Origin of the sequence: Buttiauxella agrestis ATCC 33320 (assembly GCF_000735355.1) — a bacterium.
GTDB lineage: Bacteria > Pseudomonadota > Gammaproteobacteria > Enterobacterales > Enterobacteriaceae > Buttiauxella > Buttiauxella agrestis.
This window is the reverse complement of the sequence record NZ_JMPI01000053.1, coordinates 22,962-46,562: the sequence shown is the minus strand read 5'-3', so window position 1 is coordinate 46,562 and position 23,601 is coordinate 22,962. Positions and strand designations below refer to the sequence as shown.

Sequence of the window (23,601 nt, the reverse complement as noted above, 5' to 3'; positions counted from 1 at the left end):
AAGGCGACATTTTTTCCGCCAAGGGAGACCTGCGCCGGGAACGCATTGCGGGCGATTAAATCGTAGAGCGTGGAGCGGGACAGCCTGCACTGATGAATGACTTCGGGGAGGCGTAAAAAACGCTCCTGATTCGGGGCAGAAACTGGCGGCAGATGCGCGGCTGGCGCGGAAGATGGTGCGGAAAAAGCGGTGTGCATAAAGCTACCTCATAACAGTCCATAGAGATCCGGTCGTGTCCGTCCGGCTTCGGGTAGCTCTCTATTTTGTGAATATTTTCCCTCAATGCAACAAGGTGAATTTGTATGAGGCACAGAACAAGGAGTCTGTTTTTTAAGCGAAATTACTTTTTTAGGTACTGTAGGCAACAGGAAGCAACTGGAAGAGCAATAACTTAGATTTGCAATTATTATCAGCAATTAATAAAAGAAAATTAATAGCTTAAAACATCCAATAAAAGCACAAAGTGATTTTGGTCGGGTGAACAGTGGTGAACAGACGGTGAACAGTCAGACCTCGATTGTTCACCCTCTAATTTACTGTATTACTTATCTTTTTTTTAAAGGTGAACAGAGTGAATAGTTAATAGTAAAAAATAATAAAAGAGGGGGGTATTCCTGAGACCTTTCCTCTGGCAAGCCGGTTTTCAGCTCTTCTTGTGCCATATCTGATACATCCGGTGTGGCTCACTGATGTTGTGCCATCACAGGCAGAATGACGTCAGGTTGAAAAAACGGAGAACTCAATGATGAAAACTGACTCACTCAACACAGCAACCAAAGCCACCACTAGCGCGCAGGATGGAAAAACGCAGAACGGCGTCAAAAATGCGCTGAATACGCTGAACGGACAGGAAAGCCAGGTTCTCACTGCCGCACTGACCCGCGACCTGAAATCCTTCGGCGAGGCGAAATCCCGACATACCGCAAACATGCTTGAGCTTAATGAGATTGGCACCGCCATCAGCCGCAGCGAGAAGGAGCGACAGGTCGCACTGGAAGAAAGTGAGGAAGCAGAACACAGCTGGCGCAGCCGGTTCCGTGCCCTCAAAGGTGCCATTACACCGGAAATGAAAAACGAGCACAGCCAGCGGATTGCTAATCGCGAGCTGGCGGAGGAGTTCACCGCGCTGATTGGCGAACTGGAAACAGATAAAACCCGCGCCATGCTCAGTGCCTGCGCATCAGGCAAGGCCTATGTCGAGGCACACCGTACCGCTTTTAGCACCTATGCCAACAATGAATGGAATGCGGCAATTAAAGACCTGAGTCCAGCCCTGATCCGGGCATTCTGCCTGCGCCTGCGCGAGCTGGAAATTCAGGGGAATGAGGCACCGAAAAGAACGCTGGTACAGGAGCTGGGCGATCGCATTCTCAGCCAGAGCCAGCTCCACAGTTTCAGCATGGAAAATGAACCCGTGCTTTCTCAGCTTGGCCTGTACCGTCCTGCGCTGACCGGCGTCGATATGAATCTTTACGACAGCCCCATCAAACGGTCGATGATAGCCAGAGAGCTGGCAGAGAAAGCAGACAAAAAACAGGAGGGCTGATCATGATGCACTGCCCGTTTTGTAGAAATTCGGCGCATTCACGCACAAGCCGTTATCTGTCTGACAGCGTCAAACATCGCTACTACCAGTGCCAGAATGTGCTTTGTTCAGCAACGTTCCGCTCAATGGAGTCCGTTGAGTCGATTATCCGCCAGCCAGTAGCCGGTGATGAACCGGCTGATGAATTTATCCAGGGTGAAATGGATAAAGCACCGAAACAGCGACCGTCAGCAACACAATGACCAGCCGGGGATGAATCCATGAGCGACACACCATTACAGCAGGCCTTTGCCGTGTGTCAGGCGAATAAAACCGCCTGGCAGAATAAAAAAGATGAACTGAAAGCGGCAGAGACTGCGCTGGATGAACAGCTTGCACCGGGACATCCCCGGAACGCAGAGCGGATTACTTATCTGAGTGAATATATCGACGTTAAACAGTGGGAAATCACCTGTGCGGCGGGGCGTTATATTCGCTCGCATGAAGCGGTACAGCACACCAGTATTTGTCATTCACTCAATGCATTTATGAAGCAAAACGGGGCAGCACTGGTCAGTACGCTGGCACCGGAATTAATGGGGATTAATCAGCTTCCGGCGGCAATCCGCGAGCTGGCCATACGGCGAGCGACGCATTACGTCGGGGAAGCCCTGCGGGATTATCTGGCGACCGGCCCGGAAATTCATTACACAGCGGAAAACAGCGACATTTTGACAGCCATCGGATTCAGGCCTGATAAGGCTTCGCGGGCTGATACTCAGCAGAAATATACACCGGCACAAAACCATGTTTACGCGCACCGGCAGACAGAACTGAGCCAGCAACCACCCGCATAAAATCGACTTGAAAACACCGCCATTTAATTCAATTAAACCATGCATTACGGTGCATGGTTTTGCATGTAAAACCCCGTATTTTTCACACCTTATCACCCCAGAGCTGGCGCGGCTCCGGGGTGTTCATGCACCTGCATTAAAACCCACCCATGAAGCGGGCAGGCGTGGCGGGGATAGCATTGCGCGCTGAGGAATTTATTTATTGCATCTGAGCATTTTGTAACGATGCGTATGACCTCTTTGTAATTGCCTATGAAATGATGGTTATTGGTTTCCTATAAGAACTGGACCTTTATAAAATTCACCTGTTCTATTTTCCACTTTAAAGTATTCGTATATTCTCTGTGGTTTCTCTGAAAATAATTCATCTTTCGTGATAATAAATACGGGTATGTTTATTTCTATGTTTTTTAAATAATCTACAGTCTCTTTAATCATTATGTCATCCTTACTAAGGAGGCAGGATAGAATAATAAAGTTACATTTTATTATTTTAGCAGTGTTCAGTAACTCATCTATTTGTTTGTTACTAAAAGGACTATGAGATTTGCATTCACATAACCCAAGTTTTTTACCAATCTTAACAAAAACATCTATGTCTGATATTAACCGACCACTTTCAAATATTTCATAATTTGTTTCATAGTTGAAATGACTATAACCTTGCTTATTGATGTAATTTATTAAAAGAAGTGTGGATAATTGCCCCTGGTCTACAGCTCTAGAGACTAATTGGTTTAATTTGTAATGATCGTTTTGAATTTTGCCATCAATAAATATAGGTATGTGAATGGAGTTACCGCATTCAACACAGTAATTTGTTCTTTGGAATGATTCAAGAGGAAACCAAAGCATTGCAGAGCAATGATTGCATTTGAAGTGTTTTCCTCTTAATAGTATTTTGGAGTTATTAAGAATTTGTAGTTTTTCATGATAAAGGTTATGCGGATCTGATTTCCCTGTTAATTTTGAAGATATATTTTCCATTGTTAATACTGTTGATGGAAGTGATATCTCACCTCGATCTTTCAGAGTGCCAATATATGATATTAATTCATCCTGTGATGAATGGTTTTCAATTTCAGGAAAAGCCTTTTTAACAAGTCTTTCTGTCCGCGTATGAGGTGTTAATGATATTAATAATTCGAATATTCTCTCATCGCTAAGTAAGTAAGTGTTATTAATTCCTCCGATAAGTTGGATTAGTTGCTCAAGGATGAATGTTTTAGGTGTTTGTTCGATTGTTAGGTTATAATGCAAAAAATGCGACTTTAGCAGGTCTTTAAATAATGGCAACTTAAAAGACTCTGTAATACCCGAGGTTTTGTAGGGGTTAAAATGTTTGAAGTATTTTGATAATCCCTTATTAGATAAACGGGTGAAATATTGTGGGAAAGTTGCTTGGTCAATTAAATTGTCGGTGAAAAGTGTACCTAGAAAATGCTGTTTTGGATATGATAATTCGGATGGCCCCCTAATTTCAAATATAAACCCACCGCCAAAACCGATGTCTGAGAATGTTTTCTCATTTGGATGAGTTAAGGCTTGAACTTGCGAGGTGCCTGTAAGGTATTGATCATGCTCAAAACTAATCCAACGTTCTTTTTCACCAGGAAAATAGTATCTATCTGCAATGATGCATTCGTTATCAGGAAATTTAGCGACCACATCGGATTTATCTTTTTCATCATTAAAGACCAGTATTGTATTTTCATTGATAATGTCATTATTATCATCTAAAAAATCAATAGGAATCCATGCTAAACGTTCGAGGTTATAACTGTTTCTAGTATTCCAAAAATAAATGATGAAATTTAAGTTTGTAGGCTGGGATATGAATAAATATTGCTTCCCTTTCTCATTGAAGTATCTTTTGTTATTATAACTCTGCTCATATATTGTTGAGGATGTGTATGCGGAACCAATGTTGTTTGTCAGGTTAAGATATTTTAAATTACCATCAAAAAGAATCGATTTGATAATATTTGCATTTTCAATGCAGGAAAAAGATACATCTTGAAAAATAGACGTAATTCTTTTGAGTCGAACATAATTTTTTCTATCCAATACACCAAAATTCATTGCGTATAAAAGAGATTTAGAACTGAATTCTATTTTTGAAGATGCATACACTTTTTTGGGGATTAGAGATGGATCTTTAGTAGCTAGATAAGGAGTGCCAGTAAATGTAAATAATGGGGAGCAAAAATCATGTAAATTATAGTTCTTTGATGAGGAGTTGTACGTGATTGTATTAAAATGCTCTGAAAGTTTATTATCATCCAAGGTGGAGTAGTTAAGAATCACATCAGGATCATAACGATTGACAAATTCTTTATTTATTTCTGAGAATAATTTCTCATCTACTTGCAGTATTATATTTAAAATCCCATCAATATCGTGCATTAAGGAATTGAATATTGTTATAAAAGTTGTCTTATCATCACTATTGATAATAAATAGTTTCCGAATGGGACGTACTTTAGTTGTAACGAATGAATCATACATTGAAATGTACCTTGTGGATTATTCTGTATTATTTATTCAATAAAGTGCGGACGTTTTTTCCCCACCAATCCATTAACTCTATTCTTTGCACTAAATAAGTTGAGCGATTATATGCTCTTCTAACTTCATTTTTATCTGAATGTGCCAGAGCTGCTTCAATCACATCAGCGTTAAAACCCGCTTCGTTCATGGCTGTACTTGCAATTGAGCGCAGCCCATGTGCGACTAACTTTCCACCATATCCGATGCGTTTTATAGCAGCATTAGCCGTTTGGCTATTCATTGCTTGCTTTGGATCATTCCTGCTCGGGAAAACATGTTCTCGGTGAGAGCTAATAGGCTTCATTACCTCCAGAATCTCTAATGCCTGAGGAGATAAAGGAACAACGTGCTCGCGTTTGCCCTTCATTCGTTCTGCTGGAATAGTCCACAGCTTGGTATCGAGATCGATTTCTTCCCATCTAGTACCGGAAGCCTCCGCAGGGCGCACAAGTGTCAGGAGCTGCCATTCAATCAAACAACGAGTCGAAACCGAAAGGTTAGACATCACTAGTGAGCGCATGAGGTTTGGAAGTTCTTCCGGTCGTAAGGTTGGCATGTTTTGCTTTTTAGGCCGCTCAAAAGCCATACCAACACCGGATGCCGGGTTTGAATCAATCAAACCGGTGTTAACCGCATATATCATTATTTCATTGACGCGCTGTACCAAACGGCGAACTGTCTCAAGTGCTCCACGCGCTTTGATGGGTTCAAGTGCTTCAACTAACGTTCTGGCTTTGATTTCCTGAACAGGGATCTCACCAATGGCTGGGAACACGTCTTTATCCAGAGAACGCCAAATATCCTTCGCGTAATCTGCTGTGACGCTTTTGCTTTTGAGCTGGAACCAGTTAGCGGCCACGGTGGAGAAAATACTGTCGAGGGCAATTTGCTGCTGTTCCTCTGTGACCTCTGCTTGAACCTGTGGGTCGATGCCTTTGGCTAACAATGAAAGATATTCAGCTCGTAATGCTCGGGCATCCGCAAGTGAAAGGGCAGGGAAGGAACCTAAACCAACCATCGTTCTTTTTTTGGTGGTCGGTCTTTGATACCGAAAACGCCATAGCTTTTTTCCGGTCGTCTTAACGATAAGGAATAAACCTTCGCCGTCATGAAGCGTCAGCTCTTTCTCGCCTGCTTTTGCTCGTAGAACTTCGGTGTTAGTGAGGGGGCGCGTTGTCCGTGCCATATGGCCGCTCCTTCGTGAATTGGTATACGTTTTTAGGCCTACATCTTACCGTATACCTAAACGTATACCAATTATCACTGGATTCAGGCGGATCTTCTCGGATGGTTGCGGACATATAACAGATACAAAAAAGCCCGCAAGGCTTACGCTGTGCGGGCTTTCAGGACTTCCTCGGACGACTCTGGTAATCGTTGAGGGAGAATTTTGGTGGAGCTGGGGGGAGTTGAACCCCCGTCCGAAATTACTACGCCGTCGGTACTACATGCTTAGTCTATCTTTACATTCGCCGGGCAACTGCGGGTAGACACGCCATTACCAAACTATCCTGATTAGTTTTAATGCTTCAACCACAGGCAAGGTATCCACACGATCTCTTTTGGGTTTGACTTCTCTTTGATCCCCGTCTTAAGAGCGGAAGCTAGGGAGAGAAGGCTCTTAGCAGGTTATTAAGCTGCTAGGGCGTAGTTTTCGTCGTTTGCGACTATTTTTTTGCGGCTTTTTACGAGGCAAACCGCCCCTCGGCATGCACCTTGGGTTTCGCGAATCCCGTCGAATCCAGAATCAGCCCCACAAGTGTTTTTTAAGTATAACAGAGTTGTAGCGCCACTTACCACCCCTCATCTGCGCTAACGTTCACGCAGCGCTTCGCGGGCGCGGTTAAACGGTTTTATCAGGTAATCGACGATGGTTTTTTGCCCGGTTTTAATGTCTACGGTGGCGACCATCCCCGGCGATATCGAAAAATGATGCCCGACTTTATTCACCAGATAGTCCTGATGGGTGCGGATAAATACCCGGTAATAAACGATTTCTGGCTTAACTTTGTCCTGAATGGTGTCCGGCGAAATGGTTTCAACTTCGCCTTCCAGCCCGCCATAAATGGCGTAATCGTAGGCGGTGACTTTCACCAGCGCACGCTGGCCGGGGTGGATAAACGCAATGTCGCGCGGGGATAGACGAGCTTCAATCAGTAAATGGTCATCTACAGGTACGATTTCCATCATTTCCCCGTTGGGTGGGATAACGCCGCCGATGGTGGTCACCTGGATATTTTTCACGATGCCGCGCATTGGCGAGCGTACGGTCATGCGGCTCACGGAGTCTTCACGGCCTTTGATAATGGCCGATAACATATCGACTTCAGCGTTCGCTTTGGAAAGTGCCTCGCGTGCCTGGACGTAATATTGCGAGCGCAGGTCGGTGATTTTGAGTTGCAGATCGCTTTTTTGCCGCTGTAAACGCAGCACTTCGACGTTACTCGCCGCACCGCTTTTCGCCAGCCGTTGCGTTATCGCCAGTTCCTTGTTCACCGAAACCAGCGCATCTTGTATGTCGGATGCGGAGTCGTTGAGCTGTGCACGGCGGCTTTTATACAGGCGCGTTTCGGAGGCGATAAGTTCCGGCCAGGCTTTGAGCGAATCGGGGAAAACCAGCGGCGAATCGTTCACTTCCGCGTTAAGCCGCACGCTGGAGGCCAGGGACGCACGGTAACGCGCAGCACTTTCGCCCACGTTTGATTCCGAACGGGTTGGGTCGAGGCGCGCCACGATTTGCCCGGCTTCAACTTTGTCGCCTTCGTGGACCAACACTTCGGTGACGATGCCGCCATCCATCGACTGAAGCACCTGTTCGCGAGAACTCGGCACCACTTTCCCGGTGCCGGTCGAGACTTCATCGAGTGTGCCAAACCACGCCCACACGCCGAGCAAAATAAACAGCAGCACGCTGATGATGATGATACGGCTGGCACCGGAAAACTCGCGCTCGCGCTGAATATCCGGGTCGTCCATGGCGACGTCACGCTGATTGGTTTTCATTTTTCCACTCCCGCCCATTTGGCTGTACGGTGGCGCGGCTGTTGTTACTGTTACTGAGCGCCTGAGCTTTTGGTGCATCCATCACCAGTTGGCCTTCCTTGAGAACCAGCACGCGCTCGACCAGTTCAAGCATCGGTACGCGGTGAGTGGCGACAATCAATGTGCGATGCCCAAGCCAAAGACCCAGGCGCTGAATGAACTCGCGTTCGGTGTGGTCGTCGAGCGAGGCCGTCGGTTCATCGAGCAGCACAATATTGGGCGAGCGTAACAGCATTCTGGCGAGCAAAATCGACTGGCGTTGCCCACCGGATAAACCGGTTCCGCCTTCCATAATGGCGTGGTCGAGTCCTTTTGGCAGACTCTTAACAAAGTTGCCCGCACCGCTGATTTCCAGCACCTCGAAGATATTTTCGTCGCTGGCATTCGGTGCGCCAAGCGTGAGGTTTTCGCGCAGCGTGCCGTAAAACAGACGGGCGTTCTGGCTCATAAAGCCGATATTGCGGCGCAAATCCGCCATATCAATTTGCGTCATGCTCAGGTTGTCGAGCCGCGCATCACCGCTGATTAAATCGACGCCGCCCGCTAACGCCTGCAATAGCGTGGATTTCCCCGCGCCGTTGCGCCCTAAAACTGCCACGCGCTCGCCTTGCTGGATCTCGAGGCGAGTAATGCGTAAAGGGATGCGCTGGTCTTCGTTGTGGTAACGAAACTGCGCGTTTTCAAACAGATAATGGCCGTGAAAAATATCCTGATGCACCAGGCTTTCGTCGCGCTGGGTTTCCACCGGCAACTGCATAATGCTGTCCAGTCCCTGTTTCGCGGCTTTGACCTGCTGCCAGCGAGCCAGCACGCCGCACAGGTTTGCCATCGGGGCAATCATTCTTGAGGCTAACATTGAGGCGGCAACCATTGCACCGGTGGTCATATCGCCTTCGATGACCAGCGGTGCGCCGAAGAGAATCACCGCCGCATACACCAGGCTTTGCACCGTCATTCCCCAGCTAATCAGCCCTTGCGAAAGCTGGCGGGTGCGCAGGCCAGATTCCGCCGTAATGCGAATGTAGCTGTTCCATTGTTGCAGGAAACGGTTCTCCGCCTGCATCAGTTTGATGTCTTCCAGCCCTTGAACACTCTCCACTAATACCGCATTACGCAGCGTCGCTTCGTGAGCTGACTGGTTGGCGAGCATCGCCAGTTTTTTCTGTAGCAGGATGCCCGGCAGCACCATCAGTACGGCGGCGACCGGCGCAATCCACGCCAGTTGCGGGGCAATAATCGCCAGTACGATGATGAACATAAAGAAGAACGGCAAATCGACGATCGTCGAGATCGTTGATGAGGTGATCATTTCTCGGATCTGTTCGAGTTCGCGAAGCTGGGAAATAAAGCTGCCGGTGGAGCGGGGGATGGCGCTGTTGCGCAGGCGCAGCGCGTGACTGAATACGCGATCGGAAACACGCATATCCGCCCGTTTGCCGAGCACATCCATAATATGACCACGCGCCACGCGCAGCACAAAACCAAATATCACCGCCAGCAACACGCCGGAAGCCAGCACATACAGCGTGGGGTACGACTGTGCGGGGATCACGCGGTCATAAACCTGCATCGAGAAAAGGATGCCGGAAAGCGACAGCACATTGATGAGGAAAGCCGCCAGCATCACCGGGCCGTAAGGGCGCAGATCCTGCATCACCAGCTCTTTTAGCCAGTCTGGGCTAAAGCGTGAGATATACGCATCCACGCGGCTGTCTTTAAGCGCCGACAGCGGGCGAAGTGCGGCTACAAAACGGATTTCCGGCAGCAGCGTTGCGAGCGATACCCGGTTGGTCTGGCGTTCGCCGTCAATAACGCAAATTTCAACCGTATCCTCGCCGTCGAAATGTTCGATGACCGCCAGTTGCCCGTTGTTCAGGCTCGCCGCAAGAGGCAACCGCCATTTGCCAATCGCCAGTTCCGGGGCGCTCATCATATGAAATGAAAGCCCCGCCTGGCGCGATAACTGTGTGAGTGCCGAGAGCATGTTTTTGTCTTTAAACCACGGGGCGTTTGCCTGGATGGTGCCGGGAGAGCAGGCGACGCGATAATGCGCGGCGACGTGGCTAATCAACTGCGCCCAGTGGCTTAGCGCATGTTCAGTCAGGTGTTCATCAACAGGAGGCGGTGTTTGGCTCATGGCTGGATCTCCAGTGACTGGATGGTGCGGTGCTCCAGGCCAAATGCGTTGCGTAAGCGGCCAGAGTTATACAAACAGTTGAGCTGCAATTGATGAAGTTGGCTGAGGATTTGTAGCTGCGCGAAACGGGCCTGAAAAACTTCCTGTTCCGCGTTGAGTACGTCGAGCAACGGGCGTGAACCTAAATCCAGATATTGCTGTTGATAGAGTTCGCGGGTGCGTTCGCTCAATTGTTCCTGGCGTTGCAGCACCTGAACCGCGCCCATCAGCCCGAGTGCCTGGCTGCGCGATTCCATCAGTTTCTGGCGAATGTCGAGGCGGGTGCGTTGTACTCCAGATTGTGCCGCTTCCACCGCGTGGCTGGCCGCATTGCGACGCGCCGTTAAGCCGCCGCCCTGGTAAAGCGGCATTTCGACTTTGATAAACGCGGAATATTGGGTGCGATCCAGCACTTCGTGGCTGGCGTATTTGTCATTCAGATAGTGCTGAACCTGCGGCTCCAGCGAGATGGTTGGCGTCATCTGCGCGTTGGCGTAATCAAGATTGGCCTGGGCGACACTGGCCTGCGCCCACGAGGCGAGAACCGCAGGGACTAAGCGGTCATCCGGTTTGGCGATGTCACAGCTTTTTGCTAGCTTATCAGGGAACTCGTTGCTGATACCGTTGAGGTTGTTCCAGCCCAGCCAGCTCGTTAATGTGGCCTGGGCGCTGTCGAGATTGGACTGATATTGAATGAGTTGTGAACGAGCAGATTCAATACGCGCATTGGTTTGCACCACGTCCGACATTGACGTGGCCCCTTCATCGTTGCGCTTCTCGGTTAATTTCCCAATCGCGCTCAGGGCATCTAATTGATCTTTGGCGATATCAACCATTTGTTGCCACATCTGCACCTGAATCATGGCATTAGCGGTGTCGTGGCCGACATTGTCGATGCTCACCAGCACGTTTGCTTGCTCTTGTGCCACGCCTGCGCTTTCGGCTCGTACCTGGCTTGAGACTTTGCCGAAGTCATAAAGCATCTGCGAAACGGACAACACCAGCGAGGGGCTAAAACCGCTGTCGGTGTAACCGTTGCTGTAGCCGTTATTCATGCCCGCCGTGACTTGCGGATAGTATTTTGATTTTGCGACGTTGACCTGTTCAGATTGCCCGGCCAGTTTGCCGATGGCTTCGTGAATGCTCGGATGCCAGGTAACGGCGCGGTTGACCGCATCATTGAGAGTCAGCGTTCCCGGCGCGGGGGCGTCCAACGGTAAGCTGGTGGAGCCATCAAGTGCCGGTAGTTGTTGCTCAGAGAGTTCCTGAGTACTGATAAATTGTGGTGTGTCATCGGCATGCGCCTGGGCTATACACAGGCTGCATGCCAGCCACAGTGCAAACGGCTGTAATTTTCCCATAGTCAGTCCCTTTTAAAAGTCACTACGTTCTAATTGGTATGGCTTGCCTGCTTTTGTCGGATGACGCTGCGCTTATCCGACCTACATTTTGATTTTGTCGGATGACGCTGCGCTTATCCGACCTACATTTTGGTTTTGTCGGGTGAAGCTGCGCTTATCCGACCTACATTTTTGATTTTGTAGGGGGGATAAGCGTTAGCGTCATCCACCATTTACGCCATTCAGGTAATAATATGGTGTTGCTGTACCAGCTCATCGAGCGTGGTCTGAACATTCTCCAGAGTGACGAGTGGGGTTACGTTGTGAGTCGTGCCGGTGCCGTCGCGGTCGATGGAAATCACCGTGTTATTGCCGCTGGTGGTGACGTTCAGGTAGTTGGCGATGTTGGAGCTTGCCGGGTTCCAGCCCACTAACAAATCGTGGATGTCTATTTTATCGCCCTGAGCCAGCGAGAAGTTTTTCCAGGTATCTGCGCCATTGCCGCCCGTGGCGTTGGCGTTATTGAGCAGGTCATAAACCAGCGTGTCGCCATAAGCCGAGCCGGTTATCACATCGCTTAACGCGGTGCTGACGAATTGCGGGTTCATATTGATGGTTAATGTCGCGCTGTCGGAATGACCGTTCTGGTCGTTCAGCGTGTAGGTGAATGTCTCCCTGGTTGTGATCGACGCCGGGTTAATCCCGTTATTGAGCGTGTAGGTATACGCCCCGTCGATGCCAATTTGCAGCGTGCCGTAATGCCCCTGAATAGTGGCGGAGGCGCTGCTGTTAGTGAGCGGATCAAGCGTTGCGGTGCTGCCGTTAAAGCCGGTAATGCTCAGTAGCGTGTGCACGGTGCCTAACTGATCAATCGCGCCTGAGGAGTCCGTTCCATCGTACAAGTTGCCGTGAACGGTGCTGCCGCCTTGCGTTAAATAATTATCCAGATCAATGGTGGTGCCGGTGACGGTTGGGGTGATGCTGATTTGGCCCAGCCCCAGCGGCCCCATACTTCCGGTGTAGTTCAGGGTGTAGGTACCGGCCGCAAGATCCAATCCCGTCAAATCAATATTCGCTACGCCACCGAGCAGCAGGCCGCCGCTGAATGAGTCGCTTTTGATTACCGTTCCTGCCTGATTGGTGATATTCCAGCTTACGTTTAATCCACCGAGTGAAAGCAGTGAATTCACGGTGAAATGCAGAACCGGATTGTGCAAAACGTCATTCGCACCGACGACAAATGTCCCACTGCCGCTTTTGCTGGTTGACGAAAGCAATGCGGCGTTCCAGACCGCCGAACCCACCGTGGTATCGGAGTAATTCGCGGTGGTTTGCGCGGTGCTAACCGCCATTGCCGTGCTGACGTCGTCAATGGCATTCACCGGGGTCGGTGTGGCAGTGACATTTAACGACGCGGTATCGGTGTCGCCATTTGGCGCGGTCACGGTATAGATGAAACTATCCGGCGTTTTGATGCTGTCAGCACCCACACCCACATTCAGTTTGTAGGTGTAGTTGCCGTTGGCATCAATCGTCAGCGTGCCGTATTCGCCAACAATGGTGGTGGTTCCGCTGGCTGCGACAGCAACGCCGTTGACCTGCGTGATGTGGCTATTCACCGGAGCCACATCGTCTGCCAGCACATTACCCGTCGTCGAAGCGGTAACGCTTTCCACCGCATAAGTATGATCCTGCAAAATGTTCAGCGTGTAGCCCGTTAGCACGGTGACGCCGCTTGCATTATTGAGCAGGAACAGGTACTCGCCGCCCGGCAGCGTTAACGTTAATTGCCCTGAAGTCCCGCCCAGCAACGGCGCGGTCAGCCAGGTATTCACCACTTTATATTGCTCAAACTGCTGGGTGACATCGTTGAATTTGTAGATGTACAGATCGAAGGTTGACAGCAATGCCACACCGCCTACGCTTGCCTGCAACGTCATGGTGCGCGTCGAACCGTCATCAACATCAAAGATTATCGGGTTCGACATGTTCGCCAGCACATCGAGATTCAACACATTCCCAAGCCCTACGCCGACTACCGAGAAGCCATTTTGCGATGACGCCCCGTGGTTGACCGCTTCAACGTCGGTGTTGTAGGTCAGCGACGCGGTGTTATCCGTTGCGGTAACGGTGTTCGCCGGAGCGCCATTACCCAGCGTCACGACCAGTTGCGCCGAATTGCTCACGCCGTTGAAGGTGATGGTGTAGGTGAAGTTTTCTGTATGCCCAAGAACCGTGGCGGACGTGTTGGTCAGAGTGTAGGTATAACTGCCGTCCTGGTTGATATGCAGCACGCCATACTGGCCCTGAATATCAGCCCCGCCCGCACCAATCTGGGTGGTAACGCCCTGCGCATTGGTGACGGAACTCACCACCGTTCCTGCCGGAGCGGTATCTGAACTGCCAGTCGGGCCTGCGTCGGTAATCACGTTACCCGGATGCGTGGTGCCGCTGGTGATCGTTCCCGCACTGGTTTGCACCACGGAAACGTCGAGGTTGGTCAGCGAACCTGTCGCCAGCAGGCTGGTGTTGTAACTCAGAACACGGTACGAACCCTCCGGCAGCCCGGTGATATTCATCGTCACGCCGCTGGCACCCAACGTTAGCAGGTTGGCAAACTGCGGCATCGACGAGTCGATAATGGTGCTCCATGTTCCGGTATTTGCATCGTATTTCTGAACCGCCACTTCCAGCGTATTGAGCAAGGAGATCACCACTCCCGTGGCGGAGGCATCAATGGTGATATTGCCGCTGCCACCCGCGGCGATATTAAAGCCAACCTGCGCGGTGTCATTGCCGAGAACTGACGCCACATTACCCAGTGCGCCGACCAGCAATACGCCGTAGTCGCTGGCATGCGAAGTTGTCACTTGCGCGTCGGTGGTTAACGCCAGGTTCACCACGTTGTCGTCTGCCGCCAGTGGCAGAACCGGCGCAGTCGCCGTAATGGACGGCGAGGTGTTCCCCGCCGCATCGGTGGCTTTGACGGAAAGCACTTCCCCGCTAATTTCACGTGTCGGTAGCGTCAGGCTGTAACTGCCCCCGGCGTTGGCGGTGGTGGTGACGGTTGCGCCGCCAGGCAATGTAATGGTCACAGTGCTGTTGGCTTCGGCGGTGCCGCTGATGGTTGTGCCATCGGCGCTGATGGAGGCTGTTGGTGCCAGCGGTGCGATGGTATCCACAACGACCGTTGCCGGAGTGGAGAAGCCGCCGGTGCCGTTGACGTTGGTGGCCGTCGCGGTAAAGGCATGGGAGCCTTCACTCAACGCGCCCGTTGGCGTATAGCTCCAGACCCCGCCGACTCCCGCAACAGTGGTGCCCATCAGCACGCCATTGTTGTAGACGTTGACAGTCGCTCCGACATCCGCGATGCCGTTGATGGTTGGCGTGGCATCGTTAGTGCTTTGCCCGTTGGCGACATTCCCGGTGACTGCGGCGAAGTCATCCACCACGCTGGTGATGACCGGCACGCCAGGCAGCGCCGTTGAAGGTGCGGTCACGCTGGCGGCGTTACCTGTGTTGCCCGCCGCATCCTGAGCATAGGCTTGTAAGACTTGCGAGTTGGTTTGTGCCGGAGAAATGGCGACGGTGAACGCGCCTGTGCCGTCCGCCGTTGCGGTGCCGAGCACCGTTCCGCCGCTGGTAATCGTCACGGTGCTGCCCGCTTCGGCAGTTCCCGTGACGCTCGTCCCGGTTGCGTTAACCGCCAGTCCGGTCGGCAACGCAGGCGGTGTGACATCGACGACAATCGCCGCTGGCTGCGAAAGGGCGCTGATGTTACCCGCTAAATCGGTAGCGGTGACGGTGAAGGAGTGCGGCCCTTCAGAAAGCAGTTGTCCCGCAGGCGGCGTATACGTCCAGGTGCCGTCTGGTAATGCGGTGACTGTGGCGATTGGCGTCGTTCCACCGTTGTCATAAATGTTCACGGTGGCATTGGCTTCCGCCGTGCCGTTAAGCGTTGGCAATCTGTCGTTGGTCGCCTGGTTATTGGCGAGTGAACCGTTGGACACGCCACCCGCAACATCATCGACAATCGAAGTGATAATCGGGACAGTCGGCGCGGTGGTATCAACCACAATGGCAAAGCCCGCGCTGGTGGGGCTGACGTTACCCGCCGCATCCGTTGAGGTGAGCGTAAAGGTATGCAGACCTGTCGCCAGCGGCGTGGTCGGGGTGAATGTCCAGTTGCCGCCAACAGGAACCGTCACGGTGCCAATTTGTGTTGCGCCGTCAAAGATGGCAAGCGTGCTGCCTGCTTCTGCCGTGCCGTTAAGCGTAGGCCGCGCATCGTTGGTGACTTGCCCGTTGCCCAGCGAACCTACTGCGCCGCCAGCCACATCGTCCACTACCGTGGTGAGCGTTGGCGTGGCCGGTGCAAAGCTGTCGATATTCAGCGTAAAGGTGCCTGATACTGCCCCCAGGTTGCCTGCCGCATCGGTAGAGGTGGCGGTGAACACATGCGTCCCTTCGCCCAAATCGCCAGAAGGAGTGAAGCTCCAGGTGCCGTTCGGCAAGGCGGTGACGGTGCCGATAGGTGTGGTGCCGCCGTTGTCGTAAATATTCACCGTGGAGTTGGCTTCAGCCGTACCACTGAGCAACGGCTGTTTGTCGTTGGTGGTTTGCCCGCTGACTAACGGCCCCGTAACCGGGCCGACATCATCGAATGCCTGAATCACGATTGGGGACGTTGGGGCGGCAGTGTCCACCACAATATTGAAGGCTGGCGACAACGCGCTGATATTGCCCGCCGCATCGGTGGCGGTGACGGTAAACGCGTGATTACCGTTACCCAACGGTGCGCCTGCTGGTGGCGTAAAGTTCCACACGCCGCCCGTTGCAGTCACGGTGCCAATCAATGCGCCGTTATCGTAAATATTGACGCTTGAACCGGCTTCGGCGGTGCCGCTTAGCGCCGGGCGAGTGTCGTCCGTCACCTGGTTATTAGCCAAATCACCGGTGGCTGAACCCGCATCGTCAGAAACCGTGGTGATGGCTGGTGCAGTTGGTGCAGCTAAATCGATCACCACGTTAAAGCCTGCTGATGGCGCACTGACGTTTCCGGTGGCATCCGTGGCGGTAACGGTCAAATTATGCGACCCGCTGGTGAGCGGTGTGCCTGGCGTAAAGCTCCACGTTCCGCCAGCACCCACGGTGGTCGTGCCCAGCACCTGGTTGCCGTCAGAAACCGTAATGGTCGCGCCCACTTCCCCTGAGCCGGTAATCACCGGACGCGTTTCGTTGGTTGGCACGCCGCTGGTGATTGGCCCAATGTTTGGCACGGTGTTGTCGGTGACGGTCACAATCAACGGGGCGATTGGTGCCACCGAGTCGATGACGACCGTAAAGACACCGGATGGATTGCTGACGTTTCCGGCGGCGTCTGTGGCGGTTACGGTCAGGTTGTGGCTGCCCTGGCCAAGAGCGGTAGTCGGATCCAATGACCACTCACCTGCACCGTTCGCCGTCGTGGTGCCAATAATCGTATTGCCATCTTTGAGCGTGATAATGGCGTTGGCTTCGCTGGTGCCGCTCAATGTTGGCAACGTATCCTTGGTCGCTTGCCCGCTGGTTAACGTTAGATCGGTTCCCGTTTGTGTCTGGTCATCAACCACCAACGTGATCGCCGGAAGTATCGGCGCGCTGGTATCGACCACCGCAGTAAAGGTAGTCGCCGGGCTCACGTTCCCCGCCGCGTCGGTGGTGGTGAGTGTGAGCGGGTGGCTGCCTTCGGTCAGCGCTGGATTTGGTGTCCATGTCCAGTTACCGGATATACCGACAGGAATCGTCGCAACCACCGTACCGTTATCGCTAATAATCAGCGTGGTATTGGGTTCAACGGTTCCGCTAAAGGTTGGCGTGTTGTCGTTGGTTGGTTGACCAGAAACCACCGCTCCTGGCGTGGTGGTGTCATCCGTCACGCTGCTAATCACTGGTGCAAGTGGCGCGGTGGTATCCACGTTTAATGAAAAACCTGCAGACGGTACGCTGACGTTCCCGGCGGCATCGGTTGAGGTGACGGTTATCGGATGTGAGCCATTGCCCAAATCCACCGTCGGCGTAAAGGTCCAGGTGCCCCCAGCGCCTACTACGGCGGTGCCGATTGACGAGCCGTTATCAAGGATGGTGATTGTCGAGCCTGCTTCCCCGCTGCCGGTAAGGGTTGGGCGCGGATCGTTGGTGGCTTGCCCGCTACTGACATTGCCTGTTATCGGTGCCACATCGTCAGTAACAGATGTGATAACTGGAATCGTCGGTGCGGCTGTATCTACGATGACAGTAAAGGCCGGCGACTGGCCGCTGGTCTCAAGGAGTGTGCTCTGGCTGACGGCAAAGGTATGCGAGCCTTGGGCCAGCGCTGCTGGGATCTGGTAGCTCCATGTGCCTGAAAGAGTGGCAGTCACAGTGGCAACTTCTGCACCATCCACAAAGATATGAACGGTTGCGAGAGATGCAGCGTTTGAGCCATTCAGTGTCGGCGTGGTGTCGTTGGTTGTTTTTCCATTGGCGATATCTCCGGTAATTGTTCCCGCGTCATCCACAACATGGTCAATGGTTGGAGGTTGAAGGGTGAGTGAGAGAGTTGTATCAAAGCCTGCTGATGGGCTTTGGTTTCCTGCAATATCCTGCGCTATCGCTATCAGCGATGTGCCAGGTAACTGGGCAGGCGACAGAGTGATAGCCCATTTCCCATCGGCATCAGCGATGCCACGGCCCAGCTCCGTTGTACTGTTTCTGATGATGACAGTACTGCCAACTTCGGCAGTGCCGCTGACAACTGTGCCATCAGGGACTAAAACAGTCGGCGCGGCTGGCGGAGCTGTATCCACCGTAATCAAAATTGGCGCAGATGGCCCAACCGAGTTACCCGCCGGATCGGTTGCGCCAATCGTAAGCGAATGCCCGTTTTCTGCCAGCTCAGGCAACGTCACGCTCCAGGTACCATTCGCGCCAACGGTTGTTGTCGCAATGGGCGTGGCTCCGCCGTTGTCATAAATATTAATCGTGCTGCCAACGGTGCCAGTGCCGTTGAAGGTCGGGGTTTTGTCGTCGGTAACGCTGCCACTCGTTAGCGGAGTTTGAATGACGCCTTCGTTATCAACAATTTCTGTCACCACCGGAGCGGTGAGCGGCGTGTTATCAACGGTCAACGTAAAGTTTGCCGACGGGCTGCCGACGTTCCCCGCCGGATCGGTTGCGGTGGCGGTCAGATTCAGCGTGCCGTTCGGCAACGCGGTAGCAGGCGTAATCGTCCACACACCACCTGTGACGAGAGCGGTGCCAAGCACGGTGCTGCCGTTGTACAGCGTGATGGTATCGCCATTGATTCCAGTGCCGTGGAAGGTCGGCGTATTGTCATCGGTGACGCCATTGGTCAGCAATGTTTGTTGCAGCGCACCGACGTTATCGTCCGCGGAATCAATGGTTGGCGCAGCAGGCGGCTCGGTATCGAGGGTGAAGTTAATGGTGCCTGAGGCCGGGCTTTTGTTACCCGCTGCATCGCTTTCGGTCACGCTTACCGAATGGTCTGGCGTGGTGAATGGCGTACCCGGCGTAAAGCTCCAGGTGCCATCTGCCAGGACGGTCGTGGTGCCAATAGGATCGCCATTATCGAGGATCGTGATGGTATCGCCCGCCGTTCCCGTGCCGGAGAAGGTCGGTGTGGTGTCGTTGGTGCTGCCGTTATTGGCGATGGTTCCAAGCCCTGGGGACACATCGTCAGTCACGGTTGGAATGCCCGGTGTGGCTGGGATCGAGGAGTCCACGGTTAACGTAAAGCCAGCCGATGGAAGGCCGACGTTACCTACCGGATCGGTTGCCACGGCGGTGAGCGTATGAGCGCCTTCAGTCAACGCCGTCGTTGGGGTAAATGTCCAGTTTCCGCCAGCCGGAACGGTAATCGTGCCAATAGGCGTGGTGCCGCCATTATCGTAAATCCTGATGGTGGCCCCCACTTCCCCGGTTCCTGAAAGCGTTGGAGTCCCGTTTTGTATGCTGCCGCCGCTGACCAGTGTGGCGTTGGCACCGCCGACTTCACCCACGGCGTTCACAATCAACGGTGCAGCCGGAGGCGTGGTGTCTATCGTCAGATTAAAGTTGGCCGCAGGGCTGGCGTTGCCCGCCGCATCGGTAGCCACCGCGGTAAGTGCGTGCGCTCCCTCCGTCAGAGGTTGCGCTGGCGTGATACTCCATTGGCCATCTATTCCGATGGTGAATGAGCCGATGGCTGTTGCGCCATCGTAAAGCGTGATGGTTGAGCCTGGCGCCCCGGTGCCGTTGAATTGCGGACGGGTATCATCGGTGGAAGAATTGTTGCCAAGCGGGGCGGTTACGCTGCCGATATCATCCACCGCGCCAGTAATGACCGGGGTTGCTGGCGGCGTGGTGTCTACCGTAATCACAAACTCGGTAGACGGAGCAATGACGTTACCCGCAGAGTCTGAAGCCGTGACCGTAAAGCGATGCTCGCTTTCGCTAAGTGCGGTGGTCAGCGTGTAACTCCAGGTGCCGGAGGCATCGACAGTAAACGTCGTCAGCGTCGTTGTGCCGTCGAGCGTCAGAGTCACCGTCGAGCCCGGTTCACCGGTGCCCTGGAGGGTTGGGGTCGTGTCGTTAGTGACGCCATTATTCGGCACGGAACCGGTAATTGTTCCAACATCATCACTCACTAAAGTGATTGCCGGAGCGAGCGGGGCGACGGAGTCGACACTCAGGCTAAACGATGCGGCTGGGCTTATGTTGTTATCGGCATCGGTCGCGGTGACCGTCAGGTTATGCAGCCCTTGCCCCAGCGCAGTCGTCGGCGTGAAACTCCAGATGCCGCCAGGGTCAGCGGTAACAGTGCCGATTGGCGTGGTCCCGCCGTTGTCATAGATGTTGATTGTTGCACCTGGTTCGGCGGTGCCTTGCAGCGTCGGTTTATTGTCGTTGGTAGTATCGCCGTTGTTCAGATTGCCTGTGATATTGGCAGCATCGTCAACCACAGCGCCGATCATCGGAACCGCTGGTGGCGTGGAGTCGGGGGCATCAACCGGCGCTTCTGGCCCGGTGTTCCCGGCTTTATCCGTGGCGGTGACTTCCAGCGTTTCGCCGTTGGTTTGTGCAGGCGTTATGGTGACGCTAAAGCTGCCGTCATCCCCGGCTTTTCCATCACCCAGCGGGTTGCCGCTACTGTCGCTAACCGTCACGGTACTGCCGGGTTCGGCGTTACCGGTGACCACAGTTCCTTCGTCGTTAACCGCCAGATTGGTCGGGGCGCCAGGGTCGGTGGTGTCCTGGGCCAGTACGCCGGTATTCGGGCCTTCGTTACCTGCCGCATCTGTGGCGCTGACCAACAGCGCTTCGCCGTTAGTTTGTGCGGTTGTTAGCGGAGTGACGTCAAATGCGCCATTGATATCCGCCGTGCCCGTTCCCAACACCACGCCATTCCCGTCGGTGACGGTAATAATGCTGCCGGCTTCCGCCGTGCCGGTGACATGCAGACCATCGGTGGACACTTGTAATCCGGTTGGGGCGGCGGGGGGAGTGGTGTCAATCGTAAAGGCGAAACCTGCGGAAGGTTGGCTGACGTTGCCCGCTTCATCCGTTGCGGTTAGGGTTAAATTATGGCTGCCATTTCCCAGCGGCGCAGTTGGGGTATAACTCCAGTTGCCACTTCCATCTACGGCGATAGTTCCAATCTCAATGCCATTATCTTTAAGAGTCAGCGTGGTGTTGGGTTCCGCTAACCCTTTGAGAGAAGGAAGGTCTTGGTTCGTTTCGCGGTTGGCCAGGATAGGAGTCTGCTGTGTACCGTTATCGCTAAAGACGCTTGTGATGGACGGAAGTGCAGGTGCCGTGGCGTCTATCTGAATTTCAAAACTTGCCGACGGTGACACACTGGAATTACCCGCCGCATCAGTGGCGATGACGGTGAAAATATGGTTTCCATCGCTCAGATTTGAACCCGGTGTGAAACTCCATTCCCCGTTGTTATTGACAAGCGCCGTGCCAATCGAAACGCCATTATCGAAAATGGTTACCGTATTGCCGATTTCAGCGCTGCCGTTCAGCGTTGGGCGAGGATCGTTGCTAAGCTGACCATTCGTCAGGTTGCCGGTTGTTGGTGCGGCGTCGTCTACGACGCTAGAAATCAGGGGAGTGGAGGGCGGGGGGGAGTCAAAATAGGTGAACTCGGCCTCGTCACCCATATTCCCCAGTGGGTCGATGGCAACCGCGACCAGCGTTTCACCCGCGGTTTGTGCCGGAGAAATGTTGACGGAGAATGCTCCAGTGATGGCATCCGCGGTCCCTTCGCCAATTTCGTTACCGTCGGCGTCCCTGATAATCACCGTGCAGCCCGCTTCGGCGATGCCTGTGACTCTTGCTCCATCATCAGACACATCGAGATTTTCGGGGGCGGCTGGCCCCTGGCTATCAATAGTGACGGTATAGCTGCCGGATGGGTCACTTTCACCTTTTTCATTGGTGGCGGTGGCGGTGAAATTATGCGCTCCATCATCGAGGGGAGTGTCTGGTGTAAAGCTCCAGTTGCCGCTGGCATCAGCGACTACGGTGCCAATTTGCTGACCGTTGTCGAAAATACGCACAGTGGAGTTTGCAAGGGCGACGCCTTCTATTGTCGGAGTATTATCGTTCGTCGATTGTCCGTCCAAAACCAGGCCGGTTGTCGGGTCAGCGTCATCATTTACAGCGGTTACAATGGGTTCGACAGGATCGGGAATTAGCGGGGCGGTGACTGTGGCATCAGGGCCAGTGTTTCCTGCGGGATCGGTGGCGTGAGCCGTGAGATCTTCGCCGTTAATTTGCGGATTGGTCAGTGGAATGGTGAAACTTCCATCGCTGCCCGCTATGCCGGTTCCGATAATCTGGCCTGCGCTATCGGTAATGGTCACGGTACTGCCAGGTTCTGCGCTGCCGGTAATAGTTTTACCGTCAGCCGAGACGTTCAGATTTGTCGGTGCTGCGGGTGGGGTGGTGTCAGCCGCTGGCGGTGGAGGGTTTGGTGAACCAGGGCCACCGTTGCCGTTAGAGTTGTCGCTCCCGCCACCACCTCCGCCACCACCTCCGCCGCCTCCGCCAGCAGCAAGGGCAATCCCCCCAGCAACCGCGACTCCGCCCAGCACCCAGGGCCAAATCGCTCCGCCGCCATGGGATTCGGCACCCGTGGCGGCCATCAGCTCATCAATATTGGCGATGTGTTCGAAGTGAAAAGCTGAGTCGGTATCCTGCACCCACCACAGCGCGCCTTTGCTGTCTTCAAGAACTAATTGGTTGCCGCCTTGATCGGCAAACGCATAGAAATTTTTAACGGTAATCACTTCACCATCTCGCAGAGTGATAACCATATCCTGATTAGTGCGAGCAATACTGGCGATATCAGCACGCTCGGCCCTGAGTTCTACAATTGAGGGAGCATTCAGCGTGATTTCTGAGCTTTCAACATTATTCGTTACGCCAGTCAGTTTTGAGATGATTGATATTGAACGCATTATTATCACTCCATTCAATGTGAACGTAGGGGCTTTGACACAGCTGATGCACGCAAATAACTTCCCCTGAACAAAGTGTTAAAATGATTCCATTGATCTATAAATTTGAAGCGAGCGAATCCGGACATCAGAATGATGACGACTAGCATTATTGATAAATTAGGTTTTCTACCGGGTCACATATTTATATAAATGGAAACTTCATACTTTCTTATCATTTTATTTCAGGGTTATTGAAGATATAGACAGGAAAGTATGAAAGCGCAAATTAAGGATTGCTAAAGAAAATCTTTAGTATCTATGAACTATCATTTTGCCAAAACATGAGTTATCGGGACTAGATTTTCGGGATTTACCTGAAGGGTGGCTATACAGTTAGCGGTGGTTAAATTTGTATTCATTCAATGTGTTACAGGGTTTTTTTTGGGCTGGGGATATGATGACTAGAACAACTGAAGGCGCTTTTTTTATAAGGTTATTTCCCGATGGGAAAGTTGTTCATTTATCTGTTTGAGTTGAAATAGAGGTGAAAAATTTTGCTTTTATTAAGCAGGGTTTATCCAACGAAGCGGGTTGTTGCGGATAACACTGAATGTGTTTATGAGGGGTAGCACACAACTAA

Annotated in this window: 10 protein-coding genes and 1 other RNA gene; 3 read left to right on the top strand and 8 right to left on the bottom strand. The window is 52.6% G+C overall.

What is annotated here, in order from left to right; genetic code table 11:
• Positions 1 to 197, bottom strand: a 197-nt coding sequence (locus tag GBAG_RS22285) for a helix-turn-helix transcriptional regulator (RefSeq protein WP_072011196.1), incomplete at its 3' end; no start/stop codon positions are given.
• A 545-nt stretch (positions 198 to 742) separates the two neighbouring features.
• Here GBAG_RS22285 and GBAG_RS15550 point away from each other — a divergent pair.
• The 3 genes from GBAG_RS15550 to GBAG_RS15540 are packed head-to-tail and all read left to right on the top strand — an operon-like array spanning position 743 to position 2,382.
• Complete coding sequence (locus tag GBAG_RS15550; RefSeq protein ID WP_246864885.1) at positions 743 to 1,546, top strand: capsid protein; 804 nt, start codon at positions 743 to 745, stop codon at positions 1,544 to 1,546.
• 2 nt (positions 1,547 to 1,548) lie between these two features.
• Complete coding sequence (locus GBAG_RS15545) at positions 1,549 to 1,788, top strand: ogr/Delta-like zinc finger family protein (protein WP_034497822.1); 240 nt, start codon at positions 1,549 to 1,551, stop codon at positions 1,786 to 1,788.
• 18 nt (positions 1,789 to 1,806) lie between these two features.
• On the top strand, positions 1,807 to 2,382 hold the full coding sequence (locus GBAG_RS15540; RefSeq protein WP_034497820.1) for a phage polarity suppression protein: 576 nt from the start codon (positions 1,807 to 1,809) through the stop codon (positions 2,380 to 2,382).
• Positions 2,383 to 2,646: 264 nt separating this feature from the next.
• Here the strand turns inward: GBAG_RS15540 and GBAG_RS15535 are convergent, their stop codons facing one another.
• From GBAG_RS15535 to GBAG_RS15510, 7 genes are all read right to left on the bottom strand, one after another.
• Complete coding sequence (locus GBAG_RS15535; protein WP_034497818.1) at positions 2,647 to 4,890, bottom strand: C1 domain-containing protein; 2,244 nt, start codon at positions 4,888 to 4,890, stop codon at positions 2,647 to 2,649.
• Between the two features lie 28 nt (positions 4,891 to 4,918).
• A complete protein-coding gene (locus GBAG_RS15530) occupies positions 4,919 to 6,118 on the bottom strand; it encodes an integrase domain-containing protein (protein ID WP_034497817.1) in 1,200 nt (399 codons plus the stop codon).
• Positions 6,119 to 6,323: 205 nt separating this feature from the next.
• Positions 6,324 to 6,687: a transfer-messenger RNA gene (ssrA, locus tag GBAG_RS22275) on the bottom strand.
• Between the two features lie 57 nt (positions 6,688 to 6,744).
• Positions 6,745 to 7,908 (bottom strand): HlyD family type I secretion periplasmic adaptor subunit, encoded by a 1,164-nt coding sequence (locus GBAG_RS15525; protein WP_156104900.1) that lies wholly within the window; start codon positions 7,906 to 7,908, stop codon positions 6,745 to 6,747.
• A gap of 7 nt (positions 7,909 to 7,915) precedes the next feature.
• Entirely contained in the window at positions 7,916 to 10,111 is a 2,196-nt protein-coding gene (locus tag GBAG_RS15520) for a type I secretion system permease/ATPase (protein ID WP_034497813.1), read from the bottom strand.
• On the bottom strand, positions 10,108 to 11,511 hold the full coding sequence (locus GBAG_RS15515; protein WP_034497812.1) for a TolC family outer membrane protein: 1,404 nt from the start codon (positions 11,509 to 11,511) through the stop codon (positions 10,108 to 10,110). The genes GBAG_RS15520 and GBAG_RS15515 overlap by 4 nt, the downstream gene beginning before the upstream one ends.
• A 221-nt stretch (positions 11,512 to 11,732) precedes the next feature.
• Positions 11,733 to 22,979 (bottom strand): BapA/Bap/LapF family large adhesin, encoded by an 11,247-nt coding sequence (locus tag GBAG_RS15510; RefSeq protein ID WP_034497810.1) that lies wholly within the window; start codon positions 22,977 to 22,979, stop codon positions 11,733 to 11,735.
• Between the last annotated feature and the right edge of the window lie 622 nt (positions 22,980 to 23,601).

Coding starts and splice junctions, on each gene's coding strand:
- GBAG_RS15550 (WP_246864885.1), top strand. CDS start 743: ATGATGAAAACTGACTCACTCAACACAGCAACCAAAGCCACCACTAGC.
- GBAG_RS15545 (WP_034497822.1), top strand. CDS start 1,549: ATGATGCACTGCCCGTTTTGTAGAAATTCGGCGCATTCACGCACAAGC.
- GBAG_RS15540 (WP_034497820.1), top strand. CDS start 1,807: ATGAGCGACACACCATTACAGCAGGCCTTTGCCGTGTGTCAGGCGAAT.
- GBAG_RS15535 (WP_034497818.1), bottom strand. CDS start 4,890: ATGTATGATTCATTCGTTACAACTAAAGTACGTCCCATTCGGAAACTA.
- GBAG_RS15530 (WP_034497817.1), bottom strand. CDS start 6,118: ATGGCACGGACAACGCGCCCCCTCACTAACACCGAAGTTCTACGAGCA.
- GBAG_RS15525 (WP_156104900.1), bottom strand. CDS start 7,908: ATGGACGACCCGGATATTCAGCGCGAGCGCGAGTTTTCCGGTGCCAGC.
- GBAG_RS15520 (WP_034497813.1), bottom strand. CDS start 10,111: ATGAGCCAAACACCGCCTCCTGTTGATGAACACCTGACTGAACATGCG.
- GBAG_RS15515 (WP_034497812.1), bottom strand. CDS start 11,511: ATGGGAAAATTACAGCCGTTTGCACTGTGGCTGGCATGCAGCCTGTGT.
- GBAG_RS15510 (WP_034497810.1), bottom strand. CDS start 22,979: ATGCGTTCAATATCAATCATCTCAAAACTGACTGGCGTAACGAATAAT.